Annotated in this window: 16 protein-coding genes and 3 rRNA genes; 16 read left to right on the plus strand and 3 right to left on the minus strand. The window is 69.8% G+C overall.

Going from position 1 to position 23,798, the window contains the following annotated elements:
- The first annotated feature begins 220 nt into the window (after window positions 1-220).
- A complete protein-coding gene (locus F8R89_RS20000; protein WP_151785245.1) occupies window positions 221-1,954 on the plus strand; it encodes a BACON domain-containing protein in 1,734 nt (577 codons plus the stop codon).
- 16 nt (window positions 1,955-1,970) lie between these two features.
- Here F8R89_RS20000 and F8R89_RS20005 read toward each other — a convergent pair whose 3' ends face one another.
- Window positions 1,971-2,828, minus strand: coding sequence for a hypothetical protein (locus F8R89_RS20005; RefSeq protein WP_151785246.1), 858 nt, complete (start codon window positions 2,826-2,828; stop codon window positions 1,971-1,973).
- A gap of 74 nt (window positions 2,829-2,902) precedes the next feature.
- On the opposite strand from F8R89_RS20005, the gene F8R89_RS20010 reads away from it, so the two are divergent.
- The 4 genes from F8R89_RS20010 to ilvD all read left to right on the plus strand — a co-directional run bounded on the left by F8R89_RS20010 (window position 2,903) and on the right by ilvD (window position 7,672).
- Window positions 2,903-3,832 (plus strand): Ppx/GppA phosphatase family protein, encoded by a 930-nt coding sequence (locus tag F8R89_RS20010; RefSeq protein WP_151785247.1) that lies wholly within the window; start codon window positions 2,903-2,905, stop codon window positions 3,830-3,832.
- A 375-nt stretch (window positions 3,833-4,207) separates the two neighbouring features.
- Complete coding sequence (locus tag F8R89_RS20015) at window positions 4,208-5,032, plus strand: sugar phosphate isomerase/epimerase family protein (protein ID WP_151785248.1); 825 nt, start codon at window positions 4,208-4,210, stop codon at window positions 5,030-5,032.
- Window positions 5,029-5,655: a TetR/AcrR family transcriptional regulator gene (locus tag F8R89_RS20020; protein WP_151785249.1), complete on the plus strand. Its 627-nt coding sequence runs from the start codon at window positions 5,029-5,031 to the stop codon at window positions 5,653-5,655. The genes F8R89_RS20015 and F8R89_RS20020 overlap by 4 nt, the downstream gene beginning before the upstream one ends.
- 163 nt (window positions 5,656-5,818) lie before the next feature.
- Window positions 5,819-7,672 (plus strand): dihydroxy-acid dehydratase, encoded by a 1,854-nt coding sequence (gene ilvD, locus F8R89_RS20025; RefSeq protein WP_151785250.1) that lies wholly within the window; start codon window positions 5,819-5,821, stop codon window positions 7,670-7,672.
- Between the two features lie 135 nt (window positions 7,673-7,807).
- Here the strand turns inward: ilvD and F8R89_RS20030 are convergent, their stop codons facing one another.
- Window positions 7,808-9,925: a serine/threonine-protein kinase gene (locus F8R89_RS20030; protein ID WP_151785251.1), complete on the minus strand. Its 2,118-nt coding sequence runs from the start codon at window positions 9,923-9,925 to the stop codon at window positions 7,808-7,810.
- A gap of 181 nt (window positions 9,926-10,106) precedes the next feature.
- On the opposite strand from F8R89_RS20030, the gene F8R89_RS20035 reads away from it, so the two are divergent.
- The 6 genes from F8R89_RS20035 to proC all read left to right on the plus strand — a co-directional run bounded on the left by F8R89_RS20035 (window position 10,107) and on the right by proC (window position 15,409).
- A complete protein-coding gene (locus F8R89_RS20035; RefSeq protein ID WP_151785252.1) occupies window positions 10,107-10,430 on the plus strand; it encodes an SH3 domain-containing protein in 324 nt (107 codons plus the stop codon).
- A 216-nt stretch (window positions 10,431-10,646) separates the two neighbouring features.
- The gene (locus tag F8R89_RS20040; RefSeq protein WP_151785253.1) at window positions 10,647-11,150 is read left to right on the plus strand and encodes an EamA/RhaT family transporter; all 504 of its coding nucleotides are present in this window, start codon (window positions 10,647-10,649) and stop codon (window positions 11,148-11,150) included.
- Between the two features lie 922 nt (window positions 11,151-12,072).
- Complete coding sequence (locus F8R89_RS20045) at window positions 12,073-12,876, plus strand: class I SAM-dependent methyltransferase (RefSeq protein WP_151785254.1); 804 nt, start codon at window positions 12,073-12,075, stop codon at window positions 12,874-12,876.
- Between the two features lie 33 nt (window positions 12,877-12,909).
- Window positions 12,910-13,728 carry an ABC transporter ATP-binding protein gene (locus F8R89_RS20050; RefSeq protein ID WP_151785255.1) on the plus strand — a complete coding sequence of 273 codons (819 nt, stop codon included), beginning with the start codon at window positions 12,910-12,912 and terminating at the stop codon, window positions 13,726-13,728.
- Complete coding sequence (locus F8R89_RS20055; protein ID WP_151785256.1) at window positions 13,725-14,492, plus strand: ABC transporter permease; 768 nt, start codon at window positions 13,725-13,727, stop codon at window positions 14,490-14,492. The genes F8R89_RS20050 and F8R89_RS20055 overlap by 4 nt, the downstream gene beginning before the upstream one ends.
- Before the next feature lie 107 nt (window positions 14,493-14,599).
- Window positions 14,600-15,409, plus strand: coding sequence for a pyrroline-5-carboxylate reductase (proC, locus tag F8R89_RS20060; RefSeq protein ID WP_151785257.1), 810 nt, complete (start codon window positions 14,600-14,602; stop codon window positions 15,407-15,409).
- A gap of 32 nt (window positions 15,410-15,441) precedes the next feature.
- Here proC and trpS read toward each other — a convergent pair whose 3' ends face one another.
- The gene (gene trpS, locus F8R89_RS20065) at window positions 15,442-16,482 is read right to left on the minus strand and encodes a tryptophan--tRNA ligase (protein ID WP_151785258.1); all 1,041 of its coding nucleotides are present in this window, start codon (window positions 16,480-16,482) and stop codon (window positions 15,442-15,444) included.
- An 831-nt stretch (window positions 16,483-17,313) separates the two neighbouring features.
- Here trpS and F8R89_RS20075 point away from each other — a divergent pair.
- From F8R89_RS20075 to F8R89_RS20095, 5 genes are all read left to right on the plus strand, one after another.
- Window positions 17,314-18,839: ribosomal RNA gene (locus F8R89_RS20075) — 16S ribosomal RNA — on the plus strand.
- 308 nt (window positions 18,840-19,147) lie between these two features.
- Window positions 19,148-22,037 (plus strand): 23S ribosomal RNA (locus F8R89_RS20080).
- A gap of 84 nt (window positions 22,038-22,121) precedes the next feature.
- Window positions 22,122-22,238, plus strand: a 5S ribosomal RNA gene (rrf, locus tag F8R89_RS20085).
- Together the 16S, 23S and 5S rRNA genes form the textbook arrangement of a ribosomal RNA operon.
- Before the next feature lie 61 nt (window positions 22,239-22,299).
- The gene (locus tag F8R89_RS20090; protein ID WP_151785259.1) at window positions 22,300-22,944 is read left to right on the plus strand and encodes an HAD family hydrolase; all 645 of its coding nucleotides are present in this window, start codon (window positions 22,300-22,302) and stop codon (window positions 22,942-22,944) included.
- Between the two features lie 69 nt (window positions 22,945-23,013).
- Window positions 23,014-23,784, plus strand: a complete 771-nt coding sequence (locus F8R89_RS20095; protein ID WP_225994446.1) for a VC0807 family protein — start codon at window positions 23,014-23,016, stop codon at window positions 23,782-23,784.
- Window positions 23,785-23,798 lie beyond the last annotated feature (14 nt).

Consider the following 23,798-nt stretch of genomic DNA (forward strand, 5'->3'; position numbering starts at 1 on the left):
GGCCACTGACAGCGCCCCGGCCGCGGACCGGCTCGACGGGGCCCGGCACGCGTTCGGTGACGCGTTCGGCCTGCTTTCGGCATGCAGCGGCCCGCTTTCGGCATGCACAGGACATGGAATCCGGGGCTCCTGTACCCCATTGAGGGATCGTTTCACCCGTAAGGATTAAATGTGCTCAAGCAGGGAGAAGGCGCCGGCGCCGGCCGCCTACGGTCCCCCAATGACGAGCAGCAGTCCGGAGACCCCGACCCGCACCACCGGCGCGCACAGGGCGCATCGGGAAGCGCGTGATCGTGCGGCCGCGCGAACGGTGGCGCAGCACCCGCCCGCGCGCTACGAGCCGTATCTGGACGGGCTGTTCACCTACTGCCTGTCCGTGCTGTGCGACCACGACGCCGCGACCGCCGCCCTCGCCGACGTCCTCGCGCTCGCCGAGCGCCGCGGGCAGCGGATGCCCGCCGGCCCCGCCGACCGCAGGCCCTGGCTGTACGCGCTGGCCCGCTGGGCGTGCCTGCGCAAGCTGGCCGAGGCCAAGCAGAAACGTCAGGGCAGCCACGCGGCGGGCCGGCACGGCGCCCACCGGGGGACCGGACCCGAGCCGGGCCCGTCGGTCCCCGAGGAGGTCCAGGAGCAGCGGCGCCGCGAACTCGCCCGGCTGGCCTGGCCGGAGGCCGCCGGCACCACGCCGGAGCAGCGCGAGGCCCTCGAACTCGCCGTGCGGCACCACCTCGCCGCCCACGAGGTCGCCGCCGTCCTCGGCCTCGGTCTCGCCGCCGCACGCGAACTGCTCGCCTCCGCCGCCTGCGAGGTGGAACGCACCCGCGCGGCCCTCGCCGTCGTCGAGACCGGCACCTGCCCGGGCGTCGCCCGGCTCACCGGCGACCAGCAGCTCGTCCTCGGCACCGCCCTGCGCCGCGAGCTCGTCCGGCACGTCGACGACTGCCCGCGCTGCCGCCGCACGGCCGAGCGCGCCGTCCCCGGCCGGTGGCCCGGCGCCGCCGTCACCCCCGCGGAGCTGCCCGTCCTGCCCGCCCCGCGCGCGGCCCTGCACATGGCGCTCGCGCACTCCCCGCGCGCGCGGGGCGCCGTGTCGCCCCGCTTCGACCGGCGCGGCTTCCCGATGGACCCGAAGGACCGTGCCGCCCGCCGGGACCGGCTCCGCGCGCGTGCCGTCACCACGACCGTCGTCGCCACCGTCGTCGCCGCCCCGGTCCTCGCCCTGTGGGCGGCCTACCGGGGCACACCGACCGGAGAGTCCGACGGGCACGCGGCCAGCGCGGCGCACGGCCCCGGCGCCCTCGACGGGCAGGGCGCGGACGGCGGCTACGAGAACGCCGGCAACGCCAGCCCCCGCCAGGACGACCGCTTCGCCGGCCGCGACGACGATCCGGACGTCTCCGTGGAGGTCGTCAGCGTCGGCGGAACCGGCGGGAAGAGCACCGCCCGGCTGGAGGTGTCGGCGGCGACCGGCGGCGACACCACGCTGGTCACGCTCAGGGCGACGGGCCGCACCCCCGTGCGCTGGTCCGCGAGCACCTCCGCGCCCTGGCTCTATCTGAGCCGGTCGTCGGGCACGCTCGCGCCCGGCGAGTCGGCCACGGTCAAGGTCCTCGTCGACCACCTGCGCGAGCCGTCCGGTTTCTGGAGCGGACGCCTGGCGATCTCACCCGCCGGGACCCTCGTCACCATCCAGGGCTACGGCACCGCGCCGACGCCCTCCGACCCCGGCCGGCCGACCGGCCCCGGGACGCCCGGCGATCCGCCGCCGTCGTCGTCCGGTCCCGACCCGACGCCCACCACTCCGGCGCCGACCGACCCGACGCCCGGCGACCCCGGCACCGAGCCGCCTCCCTCGACGGACCCCTCCACGCCGGGCCCGACGGACCCGTCCGGCCCGGCGGACTCCACCCCGCCGTCCGACGGGAGCGGCGAGCCGAGCCCGTCGGACTCGTAGGGCGGTGTCCTGCCGATCAGGCGATCGGGTCCGCCGGGTGCGGGGCCACCAGTGGCAGCTGCGAGGCCAGCCGCTGCTCGCACAGCTCGACCAGGCGGTCGTAGCCCTCCTTGCCCATCAGCTCGATCAGCTCGGGCCGGTACGACACGTAGACCGGCTCGCCCGCGCCGTGCGCCGAGGTCGCCGAGGTGCACCACCAGTGCAGGTCGTGGCCGCCGGGGCCCCAGCCGCGGCGGTCGTACTCACCGATCGAGATCTGCAGCACACGCGTGTCGTCGGGCCGGTCGATCCAGTCGTAGGTGCGCCGGACCGGCAGCTGCCAGCAGACGTCCGGCTTGGTCTCCAGCGGCTCGCGGCCCTCCCGCAGGGCGAGGATGTGCAGCGAGCAGCCCGCGCCGCCGGGGAAGCCGGGGCGGTTCTGGAAGATGCACGAACCGTTGAAGGGGCGTGTCTGGCGGTCGCCGTCCTCGTCCTCGGACACCCAGCCGTTGCGCGTGCCCTCGTCGTGGTGCTGCCAGATGTCCGGAGTGAGGCGCGCCACATGCTCCGCGACGCGCTTCTCGTCGTCCTCGTCGGAGAAGTGCGCGCCCAGCGTGCAGCACCCGTCGTCCGCGCGGCCCGCCTGGATGCCCTGGCAGCCGCTGCCGAAGATGCAGTTCCAGCGAGAGGTCAGCCATGTCAGATCGCAGCGGAAGACCTGCTCGTCGTCCGCCGGATCAGGGAACTCCACCCACGCGCGTGCGAAGTCGAGCCCCTTCTCGTCCGCTTCCGGGGCCACCCTGGGACGCTTCGCCACCGCGGCTGCCTTCGCCTGCGAAGAAACCCTGGCTGATTTGGCCGTCTTGTCGTCCTTCGCCTTTTTCGTCTTTGGCACGGGTCCAGGGTACGGCGTGCGCACCTGCGGCTTCGAGGACGGAGCGGCCCCCCGCTGGCAGTAGCGTGCCGTACATGAGACTCGGTGTCCTCGACGTGGGTTCCAACACGGTGCATCTGCTGGTGGTGGACGCGCATCCCGGCGCGCGCCCGCTGCCCGCGCACTCGCACAAGGAAGAACTGCGCCTCGCCCAACTCCTCGACGACAAGGGCGCCATCGGCACCGAGGGCGTCGACCGCCTGGTGGGCGTGATCCACGAGGCGCTCCAGGCCGCCGAGGACAAGGGGGTCGAGGAGGTCCTGCCCTTCGCCACGTCCGCCGTGCGCGAGGCCGTGAACGCCGACGAGGTCCTCGCGCGCGTGAAGGCCGAGACCGGGGTCGAGCTCCAGGTCCTGGCCGGGGACGACGAGGCCCGGCTGACCTTCCTGGCCGCCCGGCGCTGGTTCGGCTGGTCGGCCGGGAAACTGCTCGTCCTGGACATCGGCGGCGGCTCCCTGGAGATCGCGTACGGCATCGACGAGGAGCCGGACGCCGCGGTGTCCCTGCCGCTGGGCGCGGGCCGCCTCACCGCGGGCTGGCTGCCGGGCGACCCGCCGGACCCGGAGGACATACGCGCGCTGCGGCGCCACGCACGGGCCGAGATCGCCCGTACGGTCGGCGAGTTCAGCCGGTTCGGGGCGCCCGACCATGTCGTCGCCACGTCCAAGACGTTCCGCCAGCTGGCCCGGATCGCCGGTGCCGCCCGCTCCGCGGAGGGCCTGTACGTGCAGCGCGAGCTGAAGCGGGAGTCCCTGGAGGCGTGGGTGCCGCGGCTGGCCGGGATGACCGCCGCCCAGCGCGCGGAACTGCCCGGCGTCTCCGAGGGCCGCGCGGAACAGCTGCTCGCCGGGGCGCTGGTCGCCGAGGGCGCGATGGACCTGTTCGGCGTGGAGGCGCTGGAGATCTGCCCGTGGGCCCTGCGCGAGGGCGTCATCCTGCGCAAGCTGGACCACATGACTCCGTGACGGCCTACTCCGTGACGGCCTACTCCGTGACGGCCTACTCCGTGACGGCCCCTCTGGCGCGGGCCTTCGGTGGTGTTCGGCTGTGGGCTTCGGGTGGGGCTTCGGCGGCGTTCGGCCGCCGCCCACGCGCGGGGCCCTCGGCGGCGCTCCGCTGCCGCCCCCGCGCGGGCCTCGACGGCGCTCGGCTGCGCCCCACGCGCCCCGGCGGTCCACCGCACCACCCGCGTGAAGCCCACCACACCCCGGCCGGAGCCCGGGGCCGCCTCCCGGGCCGTAAATGCCCTGTTCGCACAGGTGGCCGGTTGTGTACGGCGGCGCCGGGCACATGGTCATCCTGTTCCCGCGGGCCGCGGGAGTCCCCGTACGCTGTCCCTCGTGGCAGATCCAGTGGTGCGCATCCCGGATGCGAAGGTCGCCCTGTCGACGGCCTCGGTCTATCCGGAGTCGACGGCGACGGCCTTCGAGATCGCCGCGCGCCTCGGCTACGACGGTGTCGAGGTCATGGTGTGGACCGACCCGGTCAGCCAGGACCTGGAGGCCCTGCGCCGGCTCAGCGACTACCACCGCATCCCCATCCTGGCCATCCACGCCCCCTGCCTGCTGATCACCCAGCGCGTGTGGTCCACCGACCCCTGGACCAAGCTCCAGCGCGCCCAGGCCGCCGCCGAGAAGCTGGGGGCCGGCACGGTCGTCGTGCACCCGCCGTTCCGCTGGCAGCGCCAGTACGCCCGGGACTTCGTCGAGGGCATCTGGCGCATGGCGAACGAGACGGACGTGCGCTTCGCCGTCGAGAACATGTACCCCTGGCGCTACCGCGACCGCGAGATGCTGGCGTACGCCCCCGACTGGGACGTCACCCGCGACGACTACCGGCACTTCACGATCGACCTCAGCCACACGGCGACCGCCCGTTGCGACGCGCTCCAGATGGTCGACCGCATGGGCGACCGGCTCGGGCACGTCCACCTCGCCGACGGCCGGGGCTCCGCGAAGGACGAGCACCTCGTCCCCGGCCGCGGCACCCAGCCCTGCGCCGAGGTGCTGGAGCGCCTCGCCCAGACCGGCTTCGACGGGCACGTCGTGATCGAGGTCAACACGCGGCGCGCCATGTCCGGCGCCGAACGGGAGGCCGACCTCGCCGAGGCCCTCGCCTTCACCCGGCTCCACCTGGCGTCCGCGGTGAAGGTGCCCCGGCCGTGACCGGCGCGGGACCCGCCCCCGGCGGGCCGGGCGCGCGACGCCGGGGCCGCCCGCCGCGCACCGAGTCCGCCGGCACCCGCGAGCGCATCCTGGACGCGGCCCGCGAGGAGTTCTCCGAGCGGGGCTACGAGAAGACGTCCGTGCGTGGCATCGCCAAGGCCGCCGGGGTCGACTCGGCCCTCGTCCACCACTACTTCGGCACCAAGGAGCAGGTCTTCGAGGCCGCCGTCGAGGTCGCCCTCGTCCCCGCCCTGAAGGCACGCGACGCCGTCCTCGCGGCACCGCTGGACGACGTCGGCGAGCGGATGACCCGCTTCCTGTTCGGGCTCTGGGAGAACCCGGCGACCCGCAAGCCGCTGCTCGCGGTCGTCCGGTCCGCGGTCGCCAACGAGGTCGCGGCCACCGTCTTCCGCCGCCTCGTCGCCAGCCAGCTGCTGCGCCGGATCGCCGGGGAGATCGACGCGCCGGACGCCGAGCTGCGCGCCGAGCTGGCCGCCGCGCAGCTCGTCGGGATCGCGATGATGCGGTACGTCATCAAGATCGAGCCGATCGCCTCGGCCGACCTGGAGCGGATCGTCGCGCGCGTGGCCCCCGTCGTCCAAGCCCACCTCACCGGCCCCTAGATGTGCCGTCCGGAGGCGGTCGCCGCCCCGTCCCGTGCTGCTCGGAGGCGGTCGCCGCCCCGTCCGCGAGACATCCGTCCCGCGATCCGGACACCTCGTCCCGCCCACTGGATGAGCGGCGTACGCTCACTAACAGCCCTATCTGTCTGAAGGAGCGAGCGAGATGCCCGAGCTGAGGTCCCGCACAGTCACCCACGGCCGCAACATGGCGGGCGCCCGCGCCCTTATGCGCGCCTCCGGTGTACCCGGTGCGGACATCGGCCGGAAGCCGATCATCGCGGTGGCGAACTCCTTCACCGAGTTCGTGCCCGGCCACACGCACCTGCAGCCCGTCGGCCGGATCGTCTCCGACGCCATCCGCGAGGCCGGCGGCATCCCGCGCGAGTTCAACACGATCGCCGTCGACGACGGCATCGCCATGGGCCACGGCGGCATGCTCTACTCCCTGCCCTCCCGCGACCTCATCGCGGACAGCGTGGAGTACATGGTCGAGGCGCACTGCGCCGACGCCCTGATCTGCATCTCCAACTGCGACAAGATCACCCCGGGCATGCTGATGGCCGCGCTGCGCCTCAACATCCCGACCGTCTTCGTCTCCGGCGGCCCCATGGAGTCCGGCCGCGCCACCCTCGTCGACGGCACGGTCCGCACCCTCGACCTGGTCGACGCGATCTCCGACGCCGTGAACGACAAGATCTCGGACGAGGACATCCTCCGTATCGAGGAGAACGCCTGTCCGACCTGCGGGTCCTGTTCCGGCATGTTCACCGCCAACTCGATGAACTGCCTCACCGAGGCCATCGGCCTCTCCCTGCCGGGCAACGGCTCGGTCCTCGCCACGCACACGGCCCGCAAGGGCCTGTACGAGGACGCCGCCCGCACCGTCATGGACATCACCCGCCGCTACTACGAGCAGGACGACGAGACGGTCCTGCCGCGCAACGTCGCCACCTTCGCGGCGTTCGAGAACGCCATGGCGCTCGACATCGCCATGGGCGGCTCCACCAACACGATCCTGCACCTGCTGGCCGCCGCCCAGGAAGCGGGCGTCCCGTTCGGCCTGGAGGAGATCGACGCCGTCTCGCGCCGCGTCCCCTGCCTGGCCAAGGTCGCCCCGAACGTCGCCAAGGACCGCACGTACTACATGGAGGACGTGCACCGCGCCGGCGGCATCCCCGCCCTGCTGGGCGAGCTGCACCGCGGCGGCCTGCTCAACGAGGACGTCCACGCCGTCCACAGCCCGTCGCTGTCCGACTGGCTGAAGACCTGGGACGTGCGCGGCGGCTCGCCCTCGCCGGAGGCCGTCGAGCTGTGGCACGCGGCCCCCGGCTGCGTCCGCTCGGCCGAGGCGTTCTCCCAGTCGGAGCGCTGGGCCGCCCTCGACGAGGACGCGGAGGGCGGCTGCATCCGCAGCGTCGAGCACGCCTACTCCAAGGACGGCGGCCTCGCGGTCCTCAAGGGCAACCTCGCCGTCGACGGCTGTGTCGTGAAGACCGCGGGCGTGGACGAGTCCATCTGGACCTTCGAGGGCCCGGCCGTCGTCTGCGAGTCGCAGGAGGAGGCCGTCGAGAAGATCCTCAACAAGCAGGTCACCGACGGGGACGTCGTCGTCATCCGCTACGAGGGCCCCAAGGGCGGCCCCGGCATGCAGGAGATGCTGTACCCGACGTCCTTCCTCAAGGGCCGCGGCCTCGGCAAGACCTGCGCGCTGATCACCGACGGCCGTTTCTCCGGCGGCACCTCGGGCCTGTCCATCGGCCACGCCTCCCCGGAGGCCGCGTCCGGCGGCACCATCGCCCTCGTCGAGGACGGCGACCGCATCCGCATCGACATCCCGAACCGCACGATCGAGCTCCTCGTCGACGACGCGGAGCTCAACCGCCGCGAGCAGGCGCTGAACGGCGCCTACGCGCCGAAGAACCGCGACCGCAAGGTCTCGGCGGCCCTGCGCGCCTACGCGGCGATGGCCACCAGCGCCGACAAGGGCGCCGTGCGCGACGTCTCGAAGCTGGGCTGACCCGCTCGGTCACGACGCGGGCGAAGGGGCCGTCTCCTCGGGGGCGGCCCCTTCGCCGTACGCGGCCCGGAACGGCTCAGCGGGGGAGGGGGGCGGGTGAGTGCCCGTGGTGGTGTCCAGTGTCCGCGGTGACGCTCACCAGGTGCCGGGCCCTTGCGCGTCCACGGCGAAGACCGTGCCGTCCGGGGCGGTGGCGTGGACCCGGCCGCCGCCCAGCGTGGGCGCGGGCAGGTCGGCGGTGGCCGCCGCCGCGTCCGGGTTCAGCCGGGGGTCCGTCTGGCCGGCGAGCCTCCCCTCGGCCGCGTCCACCGCGAGCAGCCGTCCGTCGGCCGCGCTCAGGTACACATGCCGGCCGTCCGAGACCGGCGCCGAGCCCTGGCTGACGCCGGTCTGCACCGACCACCGCTGCCGGCCCGCGCGCAGGTCGACGGCCACCAGGGATCCGCCCGCCCCCAGCAGGTAGACGGTCCCGTCGCGCACCCCGGCCTGCGCCTGGCCGAGCGACTCCGACAGGGGCACGCGCCGCGTCGCGCCGGACGCCGGGCTGTAGCGGACGACAGCCGTCGCCTCGCCGCTGACTCCGCCGCCCACGACGAGGAAGACCTCGCCGTCGGTGGCGCCCACGGGCACCACGGTGCCGTCGAACGGCGCGTCCCAGCGCACCGTGCCGTCCTTCGGGTCGATGGACCGCACGCGTGTACGGCTGCCGTCGGCCGACGTACGCGCGGTGAACAGCCAGGGGTTCCCCGGGAACGACAGGGCCTGCGCGTCACCCAGCCCCGGTATCCGCCGCTCCCAGCGGGTCCTGCCGGTCGCGCTGTCGACACCCCGCGCCCCGCCGTCCACCGAGATCAGCACCAGCATGTCGCCCGCGAACCGGAATCCGCCGTACGCCGACACGTCCAGCTCCCACCGGCGCTCGCCGGAGACGGGGTCGAGCGCCTCCAGCCGCCGGCCCGCGTGGGTCAGTACGTGCGCCAGCCCGCCCGAGATCTCGGGCGCACGGCCCGCCATGTCCCCCTCGGCCGGCTCGTACCGCCACAGCACCCGGCCGTCCGCCGGGTCGAGCGCGCTCACCAGCCCCGACTGGGCACACAGCAACCGCCGGTCCACCTGCGCGCAGCGCGGCAGACCACCGTCCTTCGGCGACGGCTCCACGGCCCAGGACCGGACCGCGGACGCGGCGGCGGCCTTCCCCACGCCTGTCTTCTGCATCGGTTTCTCCCCATCCCCCGGCCACAGCAGCGCACCCGCGGCGACGCCCAGCGCCACCAAGGCGGCCGCCGTCACCAGGGCCACCCGCCCCCACCTCGTCGTACGGGGCCGCCGCGGCCCGGCCGCCCCCCGCTCCGGCCGCGGCCCGGGCCCCGGGTCCTGCTCCTCGCTCGTGCGCTGCGCCGGTATGAACGCCTGTGTGTCGTACGACGCCGCCACGGACCGCAGTTCCCGCATGAGCTCGTCCGGGGTGGGCCGGTCCTCGGGCTCCTTGGCGAGGCAGCGCAGCACGAGCGGCGCCAGGTCCTCCGGCAGCCCGGTCAGATCCGGCTCGTCATGGACGACCTGGTAGGCGACGACGTACGGGCTGTCCGAGTCGAACGGCCCCCGTCCCGTCGCCGCGTGCACCAGCACCGAGCCGAGCGCGAAGACGTCCGCGGCCGGACCGACCTCCCGGGGCCGCCGGAACTGCTCCGGGGCCATGAACGGCGGCGTGCCGATCAACTTGCCCGTCTCGGTCCGCAGTTCGCTGTCCTTTGGCCGAGAGATGCCGAAGTCGATGACCTTCGGCCCGTCGTCGGCGAGCAGGACGTTGCTCGGTTTGAGGTCGCGGTGCACGACGCCGACCCGGTGGATGTCCCGCAGCGCCTCCGCCAGTCCGGCCATCAGCCGCCGCAGCTGCGCGGGGGCCATCGGGCCGTTCCGCTTCACCTGTTCGGAGAGCGTCGGACCGGGGATGAACAGCGTGGCCATCCACGGCCGTCCGGCCTCCGGATCGGCGTCCACCACCGGTGCCGTGAAGGCCCCGCTGACCTTGCGCGCCGCCCCGACCTCCTGCCGGAATCGACCCCTGAACTCGGGGTCCTTCGCGAACTCGGCATGCACGACCTTGACGGCGACCTGCATGCCGGACGTGCTCCTGGCCAGGTGGACGACACCCATGCCTCCGGAGCCGAGGTGCGACTCCAGGCGGTAGGGCCCGGCGTACTCGGGAAGTTCCGCTTCCGCGTCCGTCCCGGAGTTGTGCCGTGACGCCATGGGACCACCCCCGTGCTGTTCGTCCACGCGCGCGACGCACGGAGCCTAGTCGATGATGCGTGCGAGACAGAGGCGGCTTGCTAGTGTGCGCGTTCGATGTGTGGACGCCTGTTTCGTGGCGTGATTTGGGGGAATCAACGGGGCCCCACGATCGTCGTGGGCTCCAACGGGGGGAGTACCTATGTCTGTTGACCGTGCCGACGTGACCGACCGCGGCGAGGACGACGCCGTCACCACGCTCGCGGCCACCGCGGCCGCGGCCACCTTCCCGGTCGCGCCGGGCGTCCGCCTCAACGTCCGCGGCGGACCGGGCACCAGCTACCCGATCGTCAAGGTCCTGCCCGAGGGCGCGCGGGTCTCGATCTACTGCCAGCGGCCCGGCACCACCGTGACCGGCCCGTACGGCACCTCGTCCATCTGGGACAACATCGCCAACGGCGAGTACGTCTCGGACGCGTACATCAAGACGGGCAGCGACGGCTACATCCGCCCGCGCTGCTCGTAGCGGGGCGCGGCTCGGGCGACCTCGGGCGGGGGCCAGGGCGAGTGAGGCCCGGTCGGCTGAGGGCCCAGGTGTGGCGAAGGCGGCCCGGTCGGGCGAGGGCCAGGTCTGACGGAGGCGGCCCGGTCGGGGGAGGGCTTGGTCAGTCGAGGGCGGCCTGGTCGGGGATGCGGGAACCGGGCAGCCGGCCCGCGAACGCGCCGGGGCGATAATCGACGCGTGAGCGACACGAACGGCACCCCGGCCACCCCCGCGGGCTCCTCGGGCCCCTGCCCCGAGCCCCTGCGCTTCTTCGGCACGACCTGGGTCGACCACGACCACGGCTACGCGCTCCGCCGGGCCGGCGTGGCCGTCGGCTCCCTGGCCGCCGCGGCCGCCGCATGCCTCGTGCTGCGCTTCGCCTACGAGGGCATCGCGATCGCCGGCAGCGGCGGCTTCGTGACCGTACTGGTCGTGGTGATGTTCGCGGTGTGCAGCGCGCTCGCGTTCCGCCACACCTGGGACGGCTTCACCAAGCGCCCCGACCCGGACCGCCAGGCAAGCCTGCGCGGCCTGCTCACCATCGGCTTCGTCGGCTCCCTCCTCGCCTACTTCTTCCGCTCCCTCGTCGAGGCCCCCGGCGAGAAACTCCACCGCCAGGAGTACGAGACGGCCCGCAAACGCCACGAGTCCCGCACCACCCGCCGCACCGGCAACCCCTCCAAGCGCAAACGCCGCACCTGAGGCCGACCGTGCCGCCAGCCAGCCCGGCCGGCTGCGCTGCCACGGCCCCCACCCCGAAGTCGTCCGCTCTGCCGGGGCAGCGCGTCCGCTCGCCCGCGCCGACACGCCCCGCCGGCGCCGCTGCGCCCCGATGAACCGGCCGCCCGGGGTCGCTCGCGCAGCCGGAGTCAGCCCGCCCGGGGGCCCGCAGTGCCGGGGCTGGCTCGGTTACCTGCGCTGCCACGGCCCGTCCGGTCGCCTGCGTGGTAATGGCCAGCCTGGTCGCCTGCCCCGTCACGGCCCGATCGCCCGGCCGTAGTCGCGCGCGCTGCCGGAGCCAACGCGTCCGCCCGCCCGCGCCGGCACGGCCCGCGAGCGTCGGTGGGGCCCGATTCTCCGGCCGCCCGGGGTCGCGTGCGCTGTCACGGCCCCGATCGCCCGGCCGCCCGCAGTCGCCCGCGCTGTCGGGGCCTGCCCACGCGGGGGCGCCTGCGCCACCACGCCCCGCACCACCCCCTCGGGGTTGCCCGGGCCGTCGACCCGTCCGGTCACCAGGGCTGCCGAGGCCCGCCCGCCTGGCCGACCGGAAGCACCTGTGCCGTCACGACCCGCCCGGTCCGACCGGCCGCAGTCGCCCGCGCCGCCGGGCCCCGCTGCACCGGTAACCCGTCCAAGCGCAAGCGCCGCACCTGAGGCCGACCGCGCCGCGGCTGGCCTGGTCGGCTGCGATGCCAGGGCCCGCCCGGGGCGCCTGCCCTGCCGGGGCCAGCCGGCGCCGTTGCGGCCGACCCGTCCGGGGTTGCCTGCGATGTCACGCCCCGCCCGCCCTGCCGGCGTAGGCGCCCGCCTGCGCCGGCCGCCCCCACCCAACCGCTCGCGCCAGCGCACTCCCCAACCTCCGGCCACCCTGCCGTCGCCCCGCCACCCGGAGGACCATGGCCCCATGACGGCCCCCTCCCACGCAGCCCGTGCCCACTCCTTCAACTCCGCCGCCGCCCAGTACGCGGCGAACCGGCCCTCCTACCCGCCCGCCCTCTTCGACGCGGTCGAGGAACTCGCCGGACGGTCACTGACCGGCGCACGGGTCGTCGACGTGGGTGCCGGTACCGGGATCGCCACAGCCCTGTTGCGCGAGCGCGGCGCAGACGTGCTCGCGGTGGAGCCCGGCGACGGTATGGCGGCCCAGTTCCGCCACAGTCACCCCGGCATCCCGCTCGTGCGGGGCAACGGCGACGCCCTTCCCCTGGCCGACTCCTCCGCCGACTTCCTCACCTACGCCCAGGCCTGGCACTGGACCGACCCCGCCCGCTCGGTGCCGGAGGCGCTGCGGGTGCTGCGCCCGGGCGGCGCGCTGGCCCTCTGGTGGAACATCACCCCGCTCGACATCCCCTGGCACGTCGAGCAGGCGGTCCGCATCGAGCGCCGCTTCGGCCTCCACACCGGCGATCCGGCCCCCGCCGCCGACCTGCAGGGCCGGGGTGACCGGGCCGCCCAGGCCGACCCCAGCGGCCGCCTCACCTTCACCTCCCGCAGGGTTCGCTGGAGCCGGCGCGTCCCCGTCGACACCCACCTCGCCAACCTCGGCAGCCACTCGGTCTTCCTGGTCCACGGCACCGAGGCGAGCACCGCCTTCTTCGCCGAGGAGAGGCGCCACCTCCTCGACGCCTTCCCGGACGGGACCGTCGAGGAGACCTACGACGTGGACCTGATCGTCGCCGTCACCCCCGAGAGCCCGCACGGCCCTTGACGCTCCCCTCCCGACGCGAGCATTATTCATCACATGATGAATTATGACGCCGTCCGCACGGACCCTCCCGACGGCGACGGCACCCCGGACGAGCCCGCCGTCCGGGCCGATTCCCTCACCGTCGTCCGCGGCACCCGCCAGGTCCTGCGGGACCTCGCCTTCACCGTCCCGCGCGGGCAGATCACCGGCCTGCTCGGCCCCTCCGGCTGCGGCAAGACCACCCTCATGCGGGCCGTCGTCGGCACCCAGGCCAAGGTCACCGGCACCCTGGACGTCCTCGGCCACCCCGCCGGACACCCCTCCCTGCGCACCCGCATCGGCTACGTCACCCAAGCCCCCTCCGTCTACGACGACCTGACGGTCCGCCAGAACCTCGACTACTTCGCGGCGATCCTCGACCCCGGCCGCTCCGCCGCCGACCGGCGCGCCGAGCACGTCACCCGCGCCATCGCCGACGTCGACCTCACCAGCCACGCCGACGCCCTGGCCGGTGCCCTCTCCGGCGGACAGCGAAGCCGCGTCTCCCTGGCCGTCGCCCTCCTCGGCGCCCCCGAACTCCTCGTCCTGGACGAACCGACCGTCGGCCTCGACCCCGTCCTGCGCCGCGACCTCTGGGCCCTCTTCCACGACATCGCCGCCTCCCGCGGCGCCACCCTCCTCATCTCCTCCCACGTCATGGACGAGGCCGAGCGCTGCCACCGCCTCCTCCTCATGCGCGAGGGCCGCGTCCTCGCCGACGACACCCCCGAAGCCCTCCGCGCCCGCACGGACTCCGAGACCGTCGAAGCGGCCTTCCTGCACCTGGTCGACGAGGCGGCCGCCGCCGCCCGCGCGAAGGAGACCACCCGATGAGCACGACCGCGAGCACACCCACCCCGCTCAGCCCCGCCCGCACGCTCGCCACCGCGGCCCGCGTCCTGCGCCAACTCCGCCACGACCCGCGGACCATCGCCCTGATGCTCCTCATCCCCTGCGTGATGCTCTTCCTGCTGCGCTACGTCTTCGACGGCAGCCCGCGCACCTTCGACACCATCGGCGCCTCCCTCCTCGGGATCTTCCCGCTGATCACGATGTTCCTGGTCACCTCCATCGCCACCCTGCGCGAACGCACCTCGGGCACCCTCGAACGCCTCCTCGCCCTCCCGCTGGGCAAAGGCGACCTCATCGCCGGTTACGCCCTCGCGTTCGGCGCCCTCGCGGTCGTCCAGTCCGCGCTCGCCACCGGACTCGCCCTGTGGTTCCTCGACCTCGACGTCACCGGCAGCCCCTGGCTGCTCCTGCTCGTCGCCCTGCTCGACGCGCTCCTCGGCACCGCCCTCGGCCTCTTCGTCTCGGCGTTCGCCGCCTCCGAGTTCCAGGCCGTCCAGTTCATGCCGGCCGTGATCTTCCCCCAGCTCCTCCTCTGCGGACTCTTCACTCCCCGAGACGCCATGCACCCCGCCCTCGAGGCCGTCTCCGACGTCCTCCCGATGTCCTATGCCGTCGACGGCATGAACGAGGTGCTCAAGCACACCGACATGACCGCCACCTTCGTCCGCGACGCCCTGATCGTCGCGGGCTGCGCCCTCCTCGTCCTCGGCCTGGGTGCGGCGACCCTGCGCCGCCGGACGGCCTGACCGCCCGCGCCCCCACGCGTCCCGCCCACCGGACACTCCACCGCGCGCCCCGCCCTCCGGTGCGAGGATGAACCCGGACGACGCAACCCCCGGAGGGCACCCCAGCCATGACCCAGAAAGTCGCAGTCCTCGGCACCGGAAAGATCGGCGAAGCCCTGCTCAGCGGAATGATCCGCGGCGGCTGGACCCCCGCCGACCTCCTGGTCACGGCCCGCCGCCCGGAGCGCGCCGAGGAACTCCGCTCCCGCCATGGAGTCACCCCGGTCAGCAACGCGGAAGCCGCCAAGTCGGCCGACACCCTGATCCTCACCGTGAAGCCGCAGGACATGGGCACCCTCCTCGACGAACTCGCCCCGCACGTCCCCGCCGACCGCCTCGTCATCAGTGGCGCGGCGGGCATCCCCACCTCCTTCTTCGAGTCCCGCCTGGCCGCCGGTACCCCCGTGGTCCGCGTCATGACGAACACCCCGGCCCTGGTGGACGAGGCCATGTCCGTCATCTCCGGGGGCAGCCACGCCGACGAGGCCCACCTCGCCCACGCCGAGGAGATCTTCGGCGCCGTCGGCAAGACGCTCCGCGTGCCCGAGTCCCAGCAGGACGCCTGCACCGCGCTCTCCGGCTCCGGCCCGGCCTACTTCTTCTACCTGGTCGAAGCCATGACGGACGCCGGCATCCTGCTCGGCCTGCCCCGCGACAAGGCCCACGACCTCATCGTCCAGTCCGCGATCGGCGCCGCGACGATGCTCCGCGACAGCGGCGAGCACCCGGTCAAGCTCCGCGAGAACGTGACGTCCCCCGCCGGCACCACCATCAACGCCATCCGCGAACTGGAGAACCACGGCGTACGCGCAGCCCTCATCGCCGCCCTCGAGGCCGCCCGCGACCGCAGCCGCGAGCTGGCCTCCGGCAACAGCTGACGCCCCGGGCCGCCCGACACCGGGCGGCCCGACTACACGGTCACCCCGATATCAGCGACGGCCACACCGTCCGCCGCTGCCGCCGGCAGCAGCCCGATCGCCCGATACGCGGCATCCACGGTCGGCCGGGCCATCGCCCTCGCGCGCTCCGCACCATCCCGCAGCACCCCCTCCACATAGCCAGGATCCGCGCACAGCTCCCTGTGCCTCTCCTGCACGGGCCTCAGCACCTCGACCACGGCGTCCGCGGTGTCCCGCTTCAAAGCCCCGTACGTTTCATATACACCGCTCAGCTCGGATGGGTTCCCACCCGTGCACGCCGCGAGGATCTCCAGCAGGTTCGCCGGACCCGGCCGCGCCTCCGGGTCGTACACGACGTCCCGGGCGCTGTCGGTGACGGCCCGCATGATCTTCCTGCGCACCACGTCCGGCTCGTCGAGCAGATAGACGATCCCCGGTCCCGAGTCATCGCTCTTGCCCATCTTCGACACCGGGTCCTGGAGGTTCATGACCCGCGCCGCGACCCGCGGCGGCGTGGCCCGCGGCACCACGAACGTGTGCCCGTACCGCTGGTTGAACCGCACCGCGATGTCCCGCGCCAGCTCCACATGCTGCGTCTGGTCGTCCCCGACCGGCACCTGGTCGGTCCCGTACGCCAGGATGTCCGCCGCCATCAGCACGGGATACGTCAGCAGGGACAGCCGTACGCTCCCGCCGCGCACCCGTTCCCGCGCCGCCTTCTCCTTGTACTGGATCATCCGCCGCATCTCGCCGTCCGTGGCCACGCACTCCAGCAGGTACGACAGCCGCGCGTGCTCGTCCACGTGGCTCTGCACGAAGACCGTGCACAACCGGGGGTCCAGCCCCGACGCGAGCAACAGCGTCGCCGCCTGCCGGCTGAGTCTGCGCACCCGCGCCGGATCGTGGTCCACGGTCAGCGCGTGCAGATCCACGATGCAGAACAGGGCGTCGGACTCGTGCTGGTCCACGGCGGCCCACCGCCGCATCGCGCCCAGGTAGTTCCCGAGCGTCAGGTGCCCGGTCGGCTTGATCCCGCTGAAGACCCGCGTCATCTCTCCACCTCCTGGTCGAGGCCGCCGTCCCGGCCGGCCGGCCCTCAGATCCTCAGGAGGGAGAGACAAGAACGGCCGCCGAGGCGGCGGCCGTGTGTGCGCACGTGACATCGGCCGCCGTCAGGCGGCCCACCAGAACTGGCTGTACGTGCGCGTCGTCATGCGGCTCAGGGTACGCCCCCAGGGTGCCGACCGCAGCGAAGTTGACACGCCCCAGGCCCATCCGTAGTGTTCTCCGAGTTGTCCGACGTGAGCGCCGACCCCGGTCGGTCCCCGGACAGCCACTCCGCAAGTACCAACCACTCTCCGACGACAGTCGTTCGGCTGCCGTCGTGTCATTGGCGCGCGTATTTACGGAATGAGGAATCCGCGTTCGAAAGGACGCCGGCCCCCGATTAGATCGGGAGCCAGGAATCCGCTAAAGTCTCACTCGTCGGAACGGCCCAACAGCCGGGAAGACAGCCCCCGCTGACTGGGGATCAGGGCCGAAAGGATCTGGTAAAGTCGGAACCGCCGGAAAGGGAAACGCGGAAGCGGAAACCTGGAAAGCGCCGAGGAAATCGGATCGGAAAGATCTGATAGAGTCGAAACGCAAGACCGAAGGGAAGCGCCCGGAGGAAAGCCCGAGAGGGTGAGTACAAAGGAAGCGTCCGTTCCTTGAGAACTCAACAGCGTGCCAAAAGTCAACGCCAGATATGTTGATACCCCGTCTCCAGCATCTGCTGGGGCGAGGTTCCTTTGAAATAAACACAGCGAGGACGCTGTGAACGTCGGGATCATTCCTCCCGATGTTCCGCTCTCGTGATGTGTGCACCCGATTACGGGTAAACATTCACGGAGAGTTTGATCCTGGCTCAGGACGAACGCTGGCGGCGTGCTTAACACATGCAAGTCGAACGATGAACCACTTCGGTGGGGATTAGTGGCGAACGGGTGAGTAACACGTGGGCAATCTGCCCTGCACTCTGGGACAAGCCCTGGAAACGGGGTCTAATACCGGATACTGATCTACTTGGGCATCCAAGTGGTTCGAAAGCTCCGGCGGTGCAGGATGAGCCCGCGGCCTATCAGCTTGTTGGTGAGGTAACGGCTCACCAAGGCGACGACGGGTAGCCGGCCTGAGAGGGCGACCGGCCACACTGGGACTGAGACACGGCCCAGACTCCTACGGGAGGCAGCAGTGGGGAATATTGCACAATGGGCGAAAGCCTGATGCAGCGACGCCGCGTGAGGGATGACGGCCTTCGGGTTGTAAACCTCTTTCAGCAGGGAAGAAGCGAGAGTGACGGTACCTGCAGAAGAAGCGCCGGCTAACTACGTGCCAGCAGCCGCGGTAATACGTAGGGCGCAAGCGTTGTCCGGAATTATTGGGCGTAAAGAGCTCGTAGGCGGCTTGTCACGTCGGTTGTGAAAGCCCGGGGCTTAACCCCGGGTCTGCAGTCGATACGGGCAGGCTAGAGTTCGGTAGGGGAGATCGGAATTCCTGGTGTAGCGGTGAAATGCGCAGATATCAGGAGGAACACCGGTGGCGAAGGCGGATCTCTGGGCCGATACTGACGCTGAGGAGCGAAAGCGTGGGGAGCGAACAGGATTAGATACCCTGGTAGTCCACGCCGTAAACGGTGGGCACTAGGTGTGGGCAACATTCCACGTTGTCCGTGCCGCAGCTAACGCATTAAGTGCCCCGCCTGGGGAGTACGGCCGCAAGGCTAAAACTCAAAGGAATTGACGGGGGCCCGCACAAGCGGCGGAGCATGTGGCTTAATTCGACGCAACGCGAAGAACCTTACCAAGGCTTGACATACACCGGAAACGTCCAGAGATGGGCGCCCCCTTGTGGTCGGTGTACAGGTGGTGCATGGCTGTCGTCAGCTCGTGTCGTGAGATGTTGGGTTAAGTCCCGCAACGAGCGCAACCCTTGTCCCGTGTTGCCAGCAGGCCCTTGTGGTGCTGGGGACTCACGGGAGACCGCCGGGGTCAACTCGGAGGAAGGTGGGGACGACGTCAAGTCATCATGCCCCTTATGTCTTGGGCTGCACACGTGCTACAATGGCCGGTACAATGAGCTGCGATACCGCGAGGTGGAGCGAATCTCAAAAAGCCGGTCTCAGTTCGGATTGGGGTCTGCAACTCGACCCCATGAAGTCGGAGTCGCTAGTAATCGCAGATCAGCATTGCTGCGGTGAATACGTTCCCGGGCCTTGTACACACCGCCCGTCACGTCACGAAAGTCGGTAACACCCGAAGCCGGTGGCCCAACCCCTTGTGGGAGGGAGCTGTCGAAGGTGGGACTGGCGATTGGGACGAAGTCGTAACAAGGTAGCCGTACCGGAAGGTGCGGCTGGATCACCTCCTTTCTAAGGAGCACTTCTCACCAACTTCGGTTGGTCAGAGGCCAGTACATCAGCGAATGTCTGATGCTGGTTGCTCATGGGTGGAACGTTGACTACTCGGCACGGTCCAGGACGGGCCAGGCGCTAGTACTGCTCTTCGGAGCGTGGAACGCTGATCTGGTCGACTGACTGTGTCGGGCACGCTGTTGGGTGTCTGAGGGCACGGCCGCGAGGTCGCCTTCAGTGCCGGCCCCAGTGCACTCGAGCTTCGGTTCGGGGTGATGGGTGGTTGGTCGTTGTTTGAGAACTGCACAGTGGACGCGAGCATCTGTGGCCAAGTTTTTAAGGGCGCACGGTGGATGCCTTGGCACCAGGAACCGATGAAGGACGTGGGAGGCCACGATAGTCCCCGGGGAGTCGTCAACCAGGCTTTGATCCGGGGGTTTCCGAATGGGGAAACCCGGCAGTCGTCATGGGCTGTCACCCGCTGCTGAACACATAGGCAGTGTGGAGGGAACGCGGGGAAGTGAAACATCTCAGTACCCGCAGGAAGAGAAAACAACCGTGATTCCGGGAGTAGTGGCGAGCGAAACCGGATGAGGCCAAACCGTATGCGTGTGAGACCCGGCAGGGGTTGCGCATTCGGGGTTGTGGGATCTCTCTTGATCAGTCTGCCGGCTGGTCGACGAGTCAGAAACCGTTGATGTAGGCGAAGGACATGCGAAAGGTCCGGCGTAGAGGGTAAGACCCCCGTAGTCGAAACGTCAGCGGCTCGTTTGAGAGACACCCAAGTAGCACGGGGCCCGAGAAATCCCGTGTGAATCTGGCGGGACCACCCGCTAAGCCTAAATATTCCCTGGTGACCGATAGCGGATAGTACCGTGAGGGAATGGTGAAAAGTACCGCGGGAGCGGAGTGAAATAGTACCTGAAACCGTGTGCCTACAAGCCGTGGGAGCGTCGGGCAAGCACTTGTGCTTGCCTCGTGACTGCGTGCCTTTTGAAGAATGAGCCTGCGAGTTTGCGGTGTGTTGCGAGGTTAACCCGTGTGGGGAAGCCGTAGCGAAAGCGAGTCCGAATAGGGCGATTCAGTAGCGCGCTCAAGACCCGAAGCGGAGTGATCTAGCCATGGGCAGGTTGAAGCGGAGGTAAGACTTCGTGGAGGACCGAACCCACCAGGGTTGAAAACCTGGGGGATGACCTGTGGTTAGGGGTGAAAGGCCAATCAAACTCCGTGATAGCTGGTTCTCCCCGAAATGCATTTAGGTGCAGCGTCGTGTGTTTCTTGCCGGAGGTAGAGCACTGGATAGGCGATGGGCCCTACCGGGTTACTGACCTTAGCCAAACTCCGAATGCCGGTAAGTGAGAGCGCGGCAGTGAGACTGTGGGGGATAAGCTCCATGGTCGAGAGGGAAACAGCCCAGAGCATCGACTAAGGCCCCTAAGCGTACGCTAAGTGGGAAAGGATGTGGAGTCGCAGAGACAACCAGGAGGTTGGCTTAGAAGCAGCCACCCTTGAAAGAGTGCGTAATAGCTCACTGGTCTAGTGATTCCGCGCCGACAATGTAGCGGGGCTCAAGCGTACCGCCGAAGTCGTGTCATTCCAGCATGTACTCCCAACGGAGGCTGGGATGGGTAGGGGAGCGTCGTCTGCCGGGTGAAGCAGCCGCGGAAGCGAGTTGTGGACGGTTGACGAGTGAGAATGCAGGCATGAGTAGCGATTCACACGTGAGAAACGTGTGCGCCGATTGACTAAGGGTTCCTGGGTCAAGCTGATCTGCCCAGGGTAAGGGTGTAGGACGGTGTGTAGGCAAATCCGCACACCATGTGTCTGAGACCTGATGCCGAGCCGATTGTGGTGAAGTGGATGATCCTATGCTGTCGAGAAAAGCCTCTAGCGAGTTTCATGGCGGCCCGTACCCTAAACCGACTCAGGTGGTCAGGTAGAGAATACCGAGGCGTTCGGGTGAACTATGGTTAAGGAACTCGGCAAAATGCCCCCGTAACTTCGGGAGAAGGGGGGCCATCACTGGTGATCCAATTTACTTGGTGAGCTGGGGGTGGCCGCAGAGACCAGCGAGAAGCGACTGTTTACTAAAAACACAGGTCCGTGCGAAGCCGTAAGGCGATGTATACGGACTGACGCCTGCCCGGTGCTGGAACGTTAAGGGGACCGGTTAGTCGAGATTCGTCTCGGCGAAGCTGAGAACTTAAGCGCCAGTAAACGGCGGTGGTAACTATAACCATCCTAAGGTAGCGAAATTCCTTGTCGGGTAAGTTCCGACCTGCACGAATGGCGTAACGACTTCTCGACTGTCTCAACCATAGGCCCGGTGAAATTGCACTACGAGTAAAGATGCTCGTTTCGCGCAGCAGGACGGAAAGACCCCGGGACCTTTACTACAGTTTGATATTGGTGTTCGGTTCGGCTTGTGTAGGATAGCTGGGAGACTGTGAAGCTCGGACGCCAGTTCGGGTGGAGTCGTCGTTGAAATACCAGTCTGGTCGTGCTGGATGTCTAACCTGGGTCCGTGATCCGGATCAGGGACAGTGTCTGATGGGTAGTTTAACTGGGGCGGTTGCCTCCTAAAGGGTAACGGAGGCGCCCAAAGGTTCCCTCAGCCTGGTTGGCAATCAGGTGTTGAGTGTAAGTGCACAAGGGAGCTTGACTGTGAGACCGACGGGTCGAGCAGGGACGAAAGTCGGGACTAGTGATCCGGCGGTGGCTTGTGGAAGCGCCGTCGCTCAACGGATAAAAGGTACCCCGGGGATAACAGGCTGATCTTCCCCAAGAGTCCATATCGACGGGATGGTTTGGCACCTCGATGTCGGCTCGTCGCATCCTGGGGCTGGAGTCGGTCCCAAGGGTTGGGCTGTTCGCCCATTAAAGCGGTACGCGAGCTGGGTTTAGAACGTCGTGAGACAGTTCGGTCCCTATCCGCTGTGCGCGTAGGAGTCTTGAGAAGGGCTGTCCCTAGTACGAGAGGACCGGGACGGACGAACCTCTGGTGTGCCAGTTGTTCTGCCAAGGGCATGGCTGGTTGGCTACGTTCGGGAGGGATAACCGCTGAAAGCATCTAAGCGGGAAGCCTGCTTCGAGATGAGGACTCCCACCCACTTGATGGGGTAAGGCTCCCAGTAGACGACTGGGTTGATAGGCCGGATCTGGAAGCACAGTAATGTGTGGAGGTGACCGGTACTAATAGGCCGAGGGCTTGTCCTCAGTTGCTCGCGTCCACTGTGTTGGTTCTGAAACCACGAACAACCCCATGTGCCACACATGGTGCGGTTGATTGTTTCATAGTGTTTCGGTGGTCATAGCGTGAGGGAAACGCCCGGTTACATTCCGAACCCGGAAGCTAAGCCTTACAGCGCCGATGGTACTGCAGGGGGGACCCTGTGGGAGAGTAGGACACCGCCGAACAATTTTTGGGAAAGGGCTCACACCTTACGGTGTGGGCCCTTTCTGCGTTTAAGCTCGGTTTATGCGCTACGACCTCGTGATTTTCGACAACGACGGTGTTCTCGTCGACAGCGAGCCCATTTCCAATCGGCTGCTCGCCGCGTACCTGACCGAGCTCGGGCACCCGACGTCGTACGAGGACTCCATCCGGGACTACATGGGGTCGGCGATGCACCGGGTGCACGACCTGGTGCTCGAGCGCACGGGGGAGCGGCTTCCAGGGGACTTCGACGATGTCTTCCATGCCCGGGTGTTCGCGGCGTTCGAGCGGGAGCTGAAGCCCGTGGCCGGTGCCGTGGACGTCCTGGAGGCGCTCGCGGGGCGCGGAGTGCTGTACTGCGTGGCGTCCTCGGGGAGTCATGAGCGGATCAGGGTGGGGCACCGGACGACCGGCCTGGACCGGTTCTTCGACGACGACCGGATCTTCAGTTCACAGGATGTGGGGCGTGGGAAGCCCGCGCCGGACCTCTTCCTCCATGCCGCCCGGCGGATGGGGGTCGCGCCCGAGCGGTGTGTCGTCGTCGAGGACAGCCCGCTGGGGGTGAAGGCGGCCGTGGCCGCGGGGATGGACGTCCTCGGGTTCACCGCCATGACGCCGGCCGAGCGGCTGTCCGGGGCGAACGAACTCTTCGCCGACATGGGCGAGTTGATCGCATTGCTGGACTGACATTTGTCATGCCGAGGGCCGGACGATCGTTTCTACCGGCGACCCCCGCCCGGCCGCGAAGCTGAGGGCATGACGACGAACACGGGGACGACCGAGGGAAGCACGACCAAGAAGAGCGCGAGCGGTGGGCGCAACAGGCGGCTGCGGAACTTCCTGCCGCTGATCATCGATGTGGCGGTGCCGCTCGGTGCGTACTACCTGCTGAAGAACGGCTTCGGGATGAGCACCCTCATGGCGCTCGCGCTCAGCAGCGTCGTGCCGGCCGTGCGGACCGGGTGGAGCGTGTGCAGGGCGCGGGAGGTCAACGGGATGGCCACGCTCATCCTGGTCGTGAACGTCGTCTCGCTGCTGCTGAGCTTCGTGGCGGGGGACCCGCGGCTGATGATGGCCAAGGACAGCGCGATCAGCAGCACGATCGGGATCGGCATCATCGTCTCGGTGGTGCTGGGCAAGCCGATGATGACGGCCGGGATGAAGCCGTGGGTGGTGAAGGGGGACGCGGGCCGGGAGGCCGCCTGGGCGCGACTGCACCGGGGTTCGGCGCGGTTCCGGCGGGCCGAGCGGATGTTCTCGCTGGTGTGGGGTGTGGTCCTGCTCGCCGAGTGTGTGGTGCGGGTCGTGGGGGCGTACAGCCTGCCGGTGGACACCATGGTGTGGCTCGGCAACGTGATCATGATCGTCGCGATGGTGCTCGGCTTCCTCGTCGGAGGGGCGCTGGGCGCGGGGCCGATGGCCGCGATGGTCGTCGCCGAGACGAAGGCGTGGGCCGAACGCGACGCGCGCCAGGGCGAGACCGTGGTGAGGGGTCCGTCCACCGCGCCCCTTGTCGCCGCAGGGTGACGCCGGCCGAAGCT

The organism is Streptomyces sp. SS1-1, assembly GCF_008973465.1.
Lineage (GTDB): Bacteria > Actinomycetota > Actinomycetes > Streptomycetales > Streptomycetaceae > Streptomyces.

Bases quoted from the DNA above. Each gene is read 5' to 3' on its own strand.
- F8R89_RS20000 (WP_151785245.1), top strand. From the start codon at position 221: ATGACGAGCAGCAGTCCGGAGACCCCGACCCGCACCACCGGCGCGCAC.
- F8R89_RS20010 (WP_151785247.1), top strand. From the start codon at position 2,903: ATGAGACTCGGTGTCCTCGACGTGGGTTCCAACACGGTGCATCTGCTG.
- ilvD (WP_151785250.1), top strand. From the start codon at position 5,819: ATGCCCGAGCTGAGGTCCCGCACAGTCACCCACGGCCGCAACATGGCG.
- F8R89_RS20030 (WP_151785251.1), bottom strand. From the start codon at position 9,925: ATGGCGTCACGGCACAACTCCGGGACGGACGCGGAAGCGGAACTTCCC.
- F8R89_RS20035 (WP_151785252.1), top strand. From the start codon at position 10,107: ATGTCTGTTGACCGTGCCGACGTGACCGACCGCGGCGAGGACGACGCC.
- F8R89_RS20045 (WP_151785254.1), top strand. From the start codon at position 12,073: ATGACGGCCCCCTCCCACGCAGCCCGTGCCCACTCCTTCAACTCCGCC.
- F8R89_RS20050 (WP_151785255.1), top strand. From the start codon at position 12,910: ATGATGAATTATGACGCCGTCCGCACGGACCCTCCCGACGGCGACGGC.
- F8R89_RS20055 (WP_151785256.1), top strand. From the start codon at position 13,725: ATGAGCACGACCGCGAGCACACCCACCCCGCTCAGCCCCGCCCGCACG.
- proC (WP_151785257.1), top strand. From the start codon at position 14,600: ATGACCCAGAAAGTCGCAGTCCTCGGCACCGGAAAGATCGGCGAAGCC.
- trpS (WP_151785258.1), bottom strand. From the start codon at position 16,482: ATGACGCGGGTCTTCAGCGGGATCAAGCCGACCGGGCACCTGACGCTC.
- F8R89_RS20090 (WP_151785259.1), top strand. From the start codon at position 22,300: ATGCGCTACGACCTCGTGATTTTCGACAACGACGGTGTTCTCGTCGAC.
- F8R89_RS20095 (WP_225994446.1), top strand. From the start codon at position 23,014: ATGACGACGAACACGGGGACGACCGAGGGAAGCACGACCAAGAAGAGC.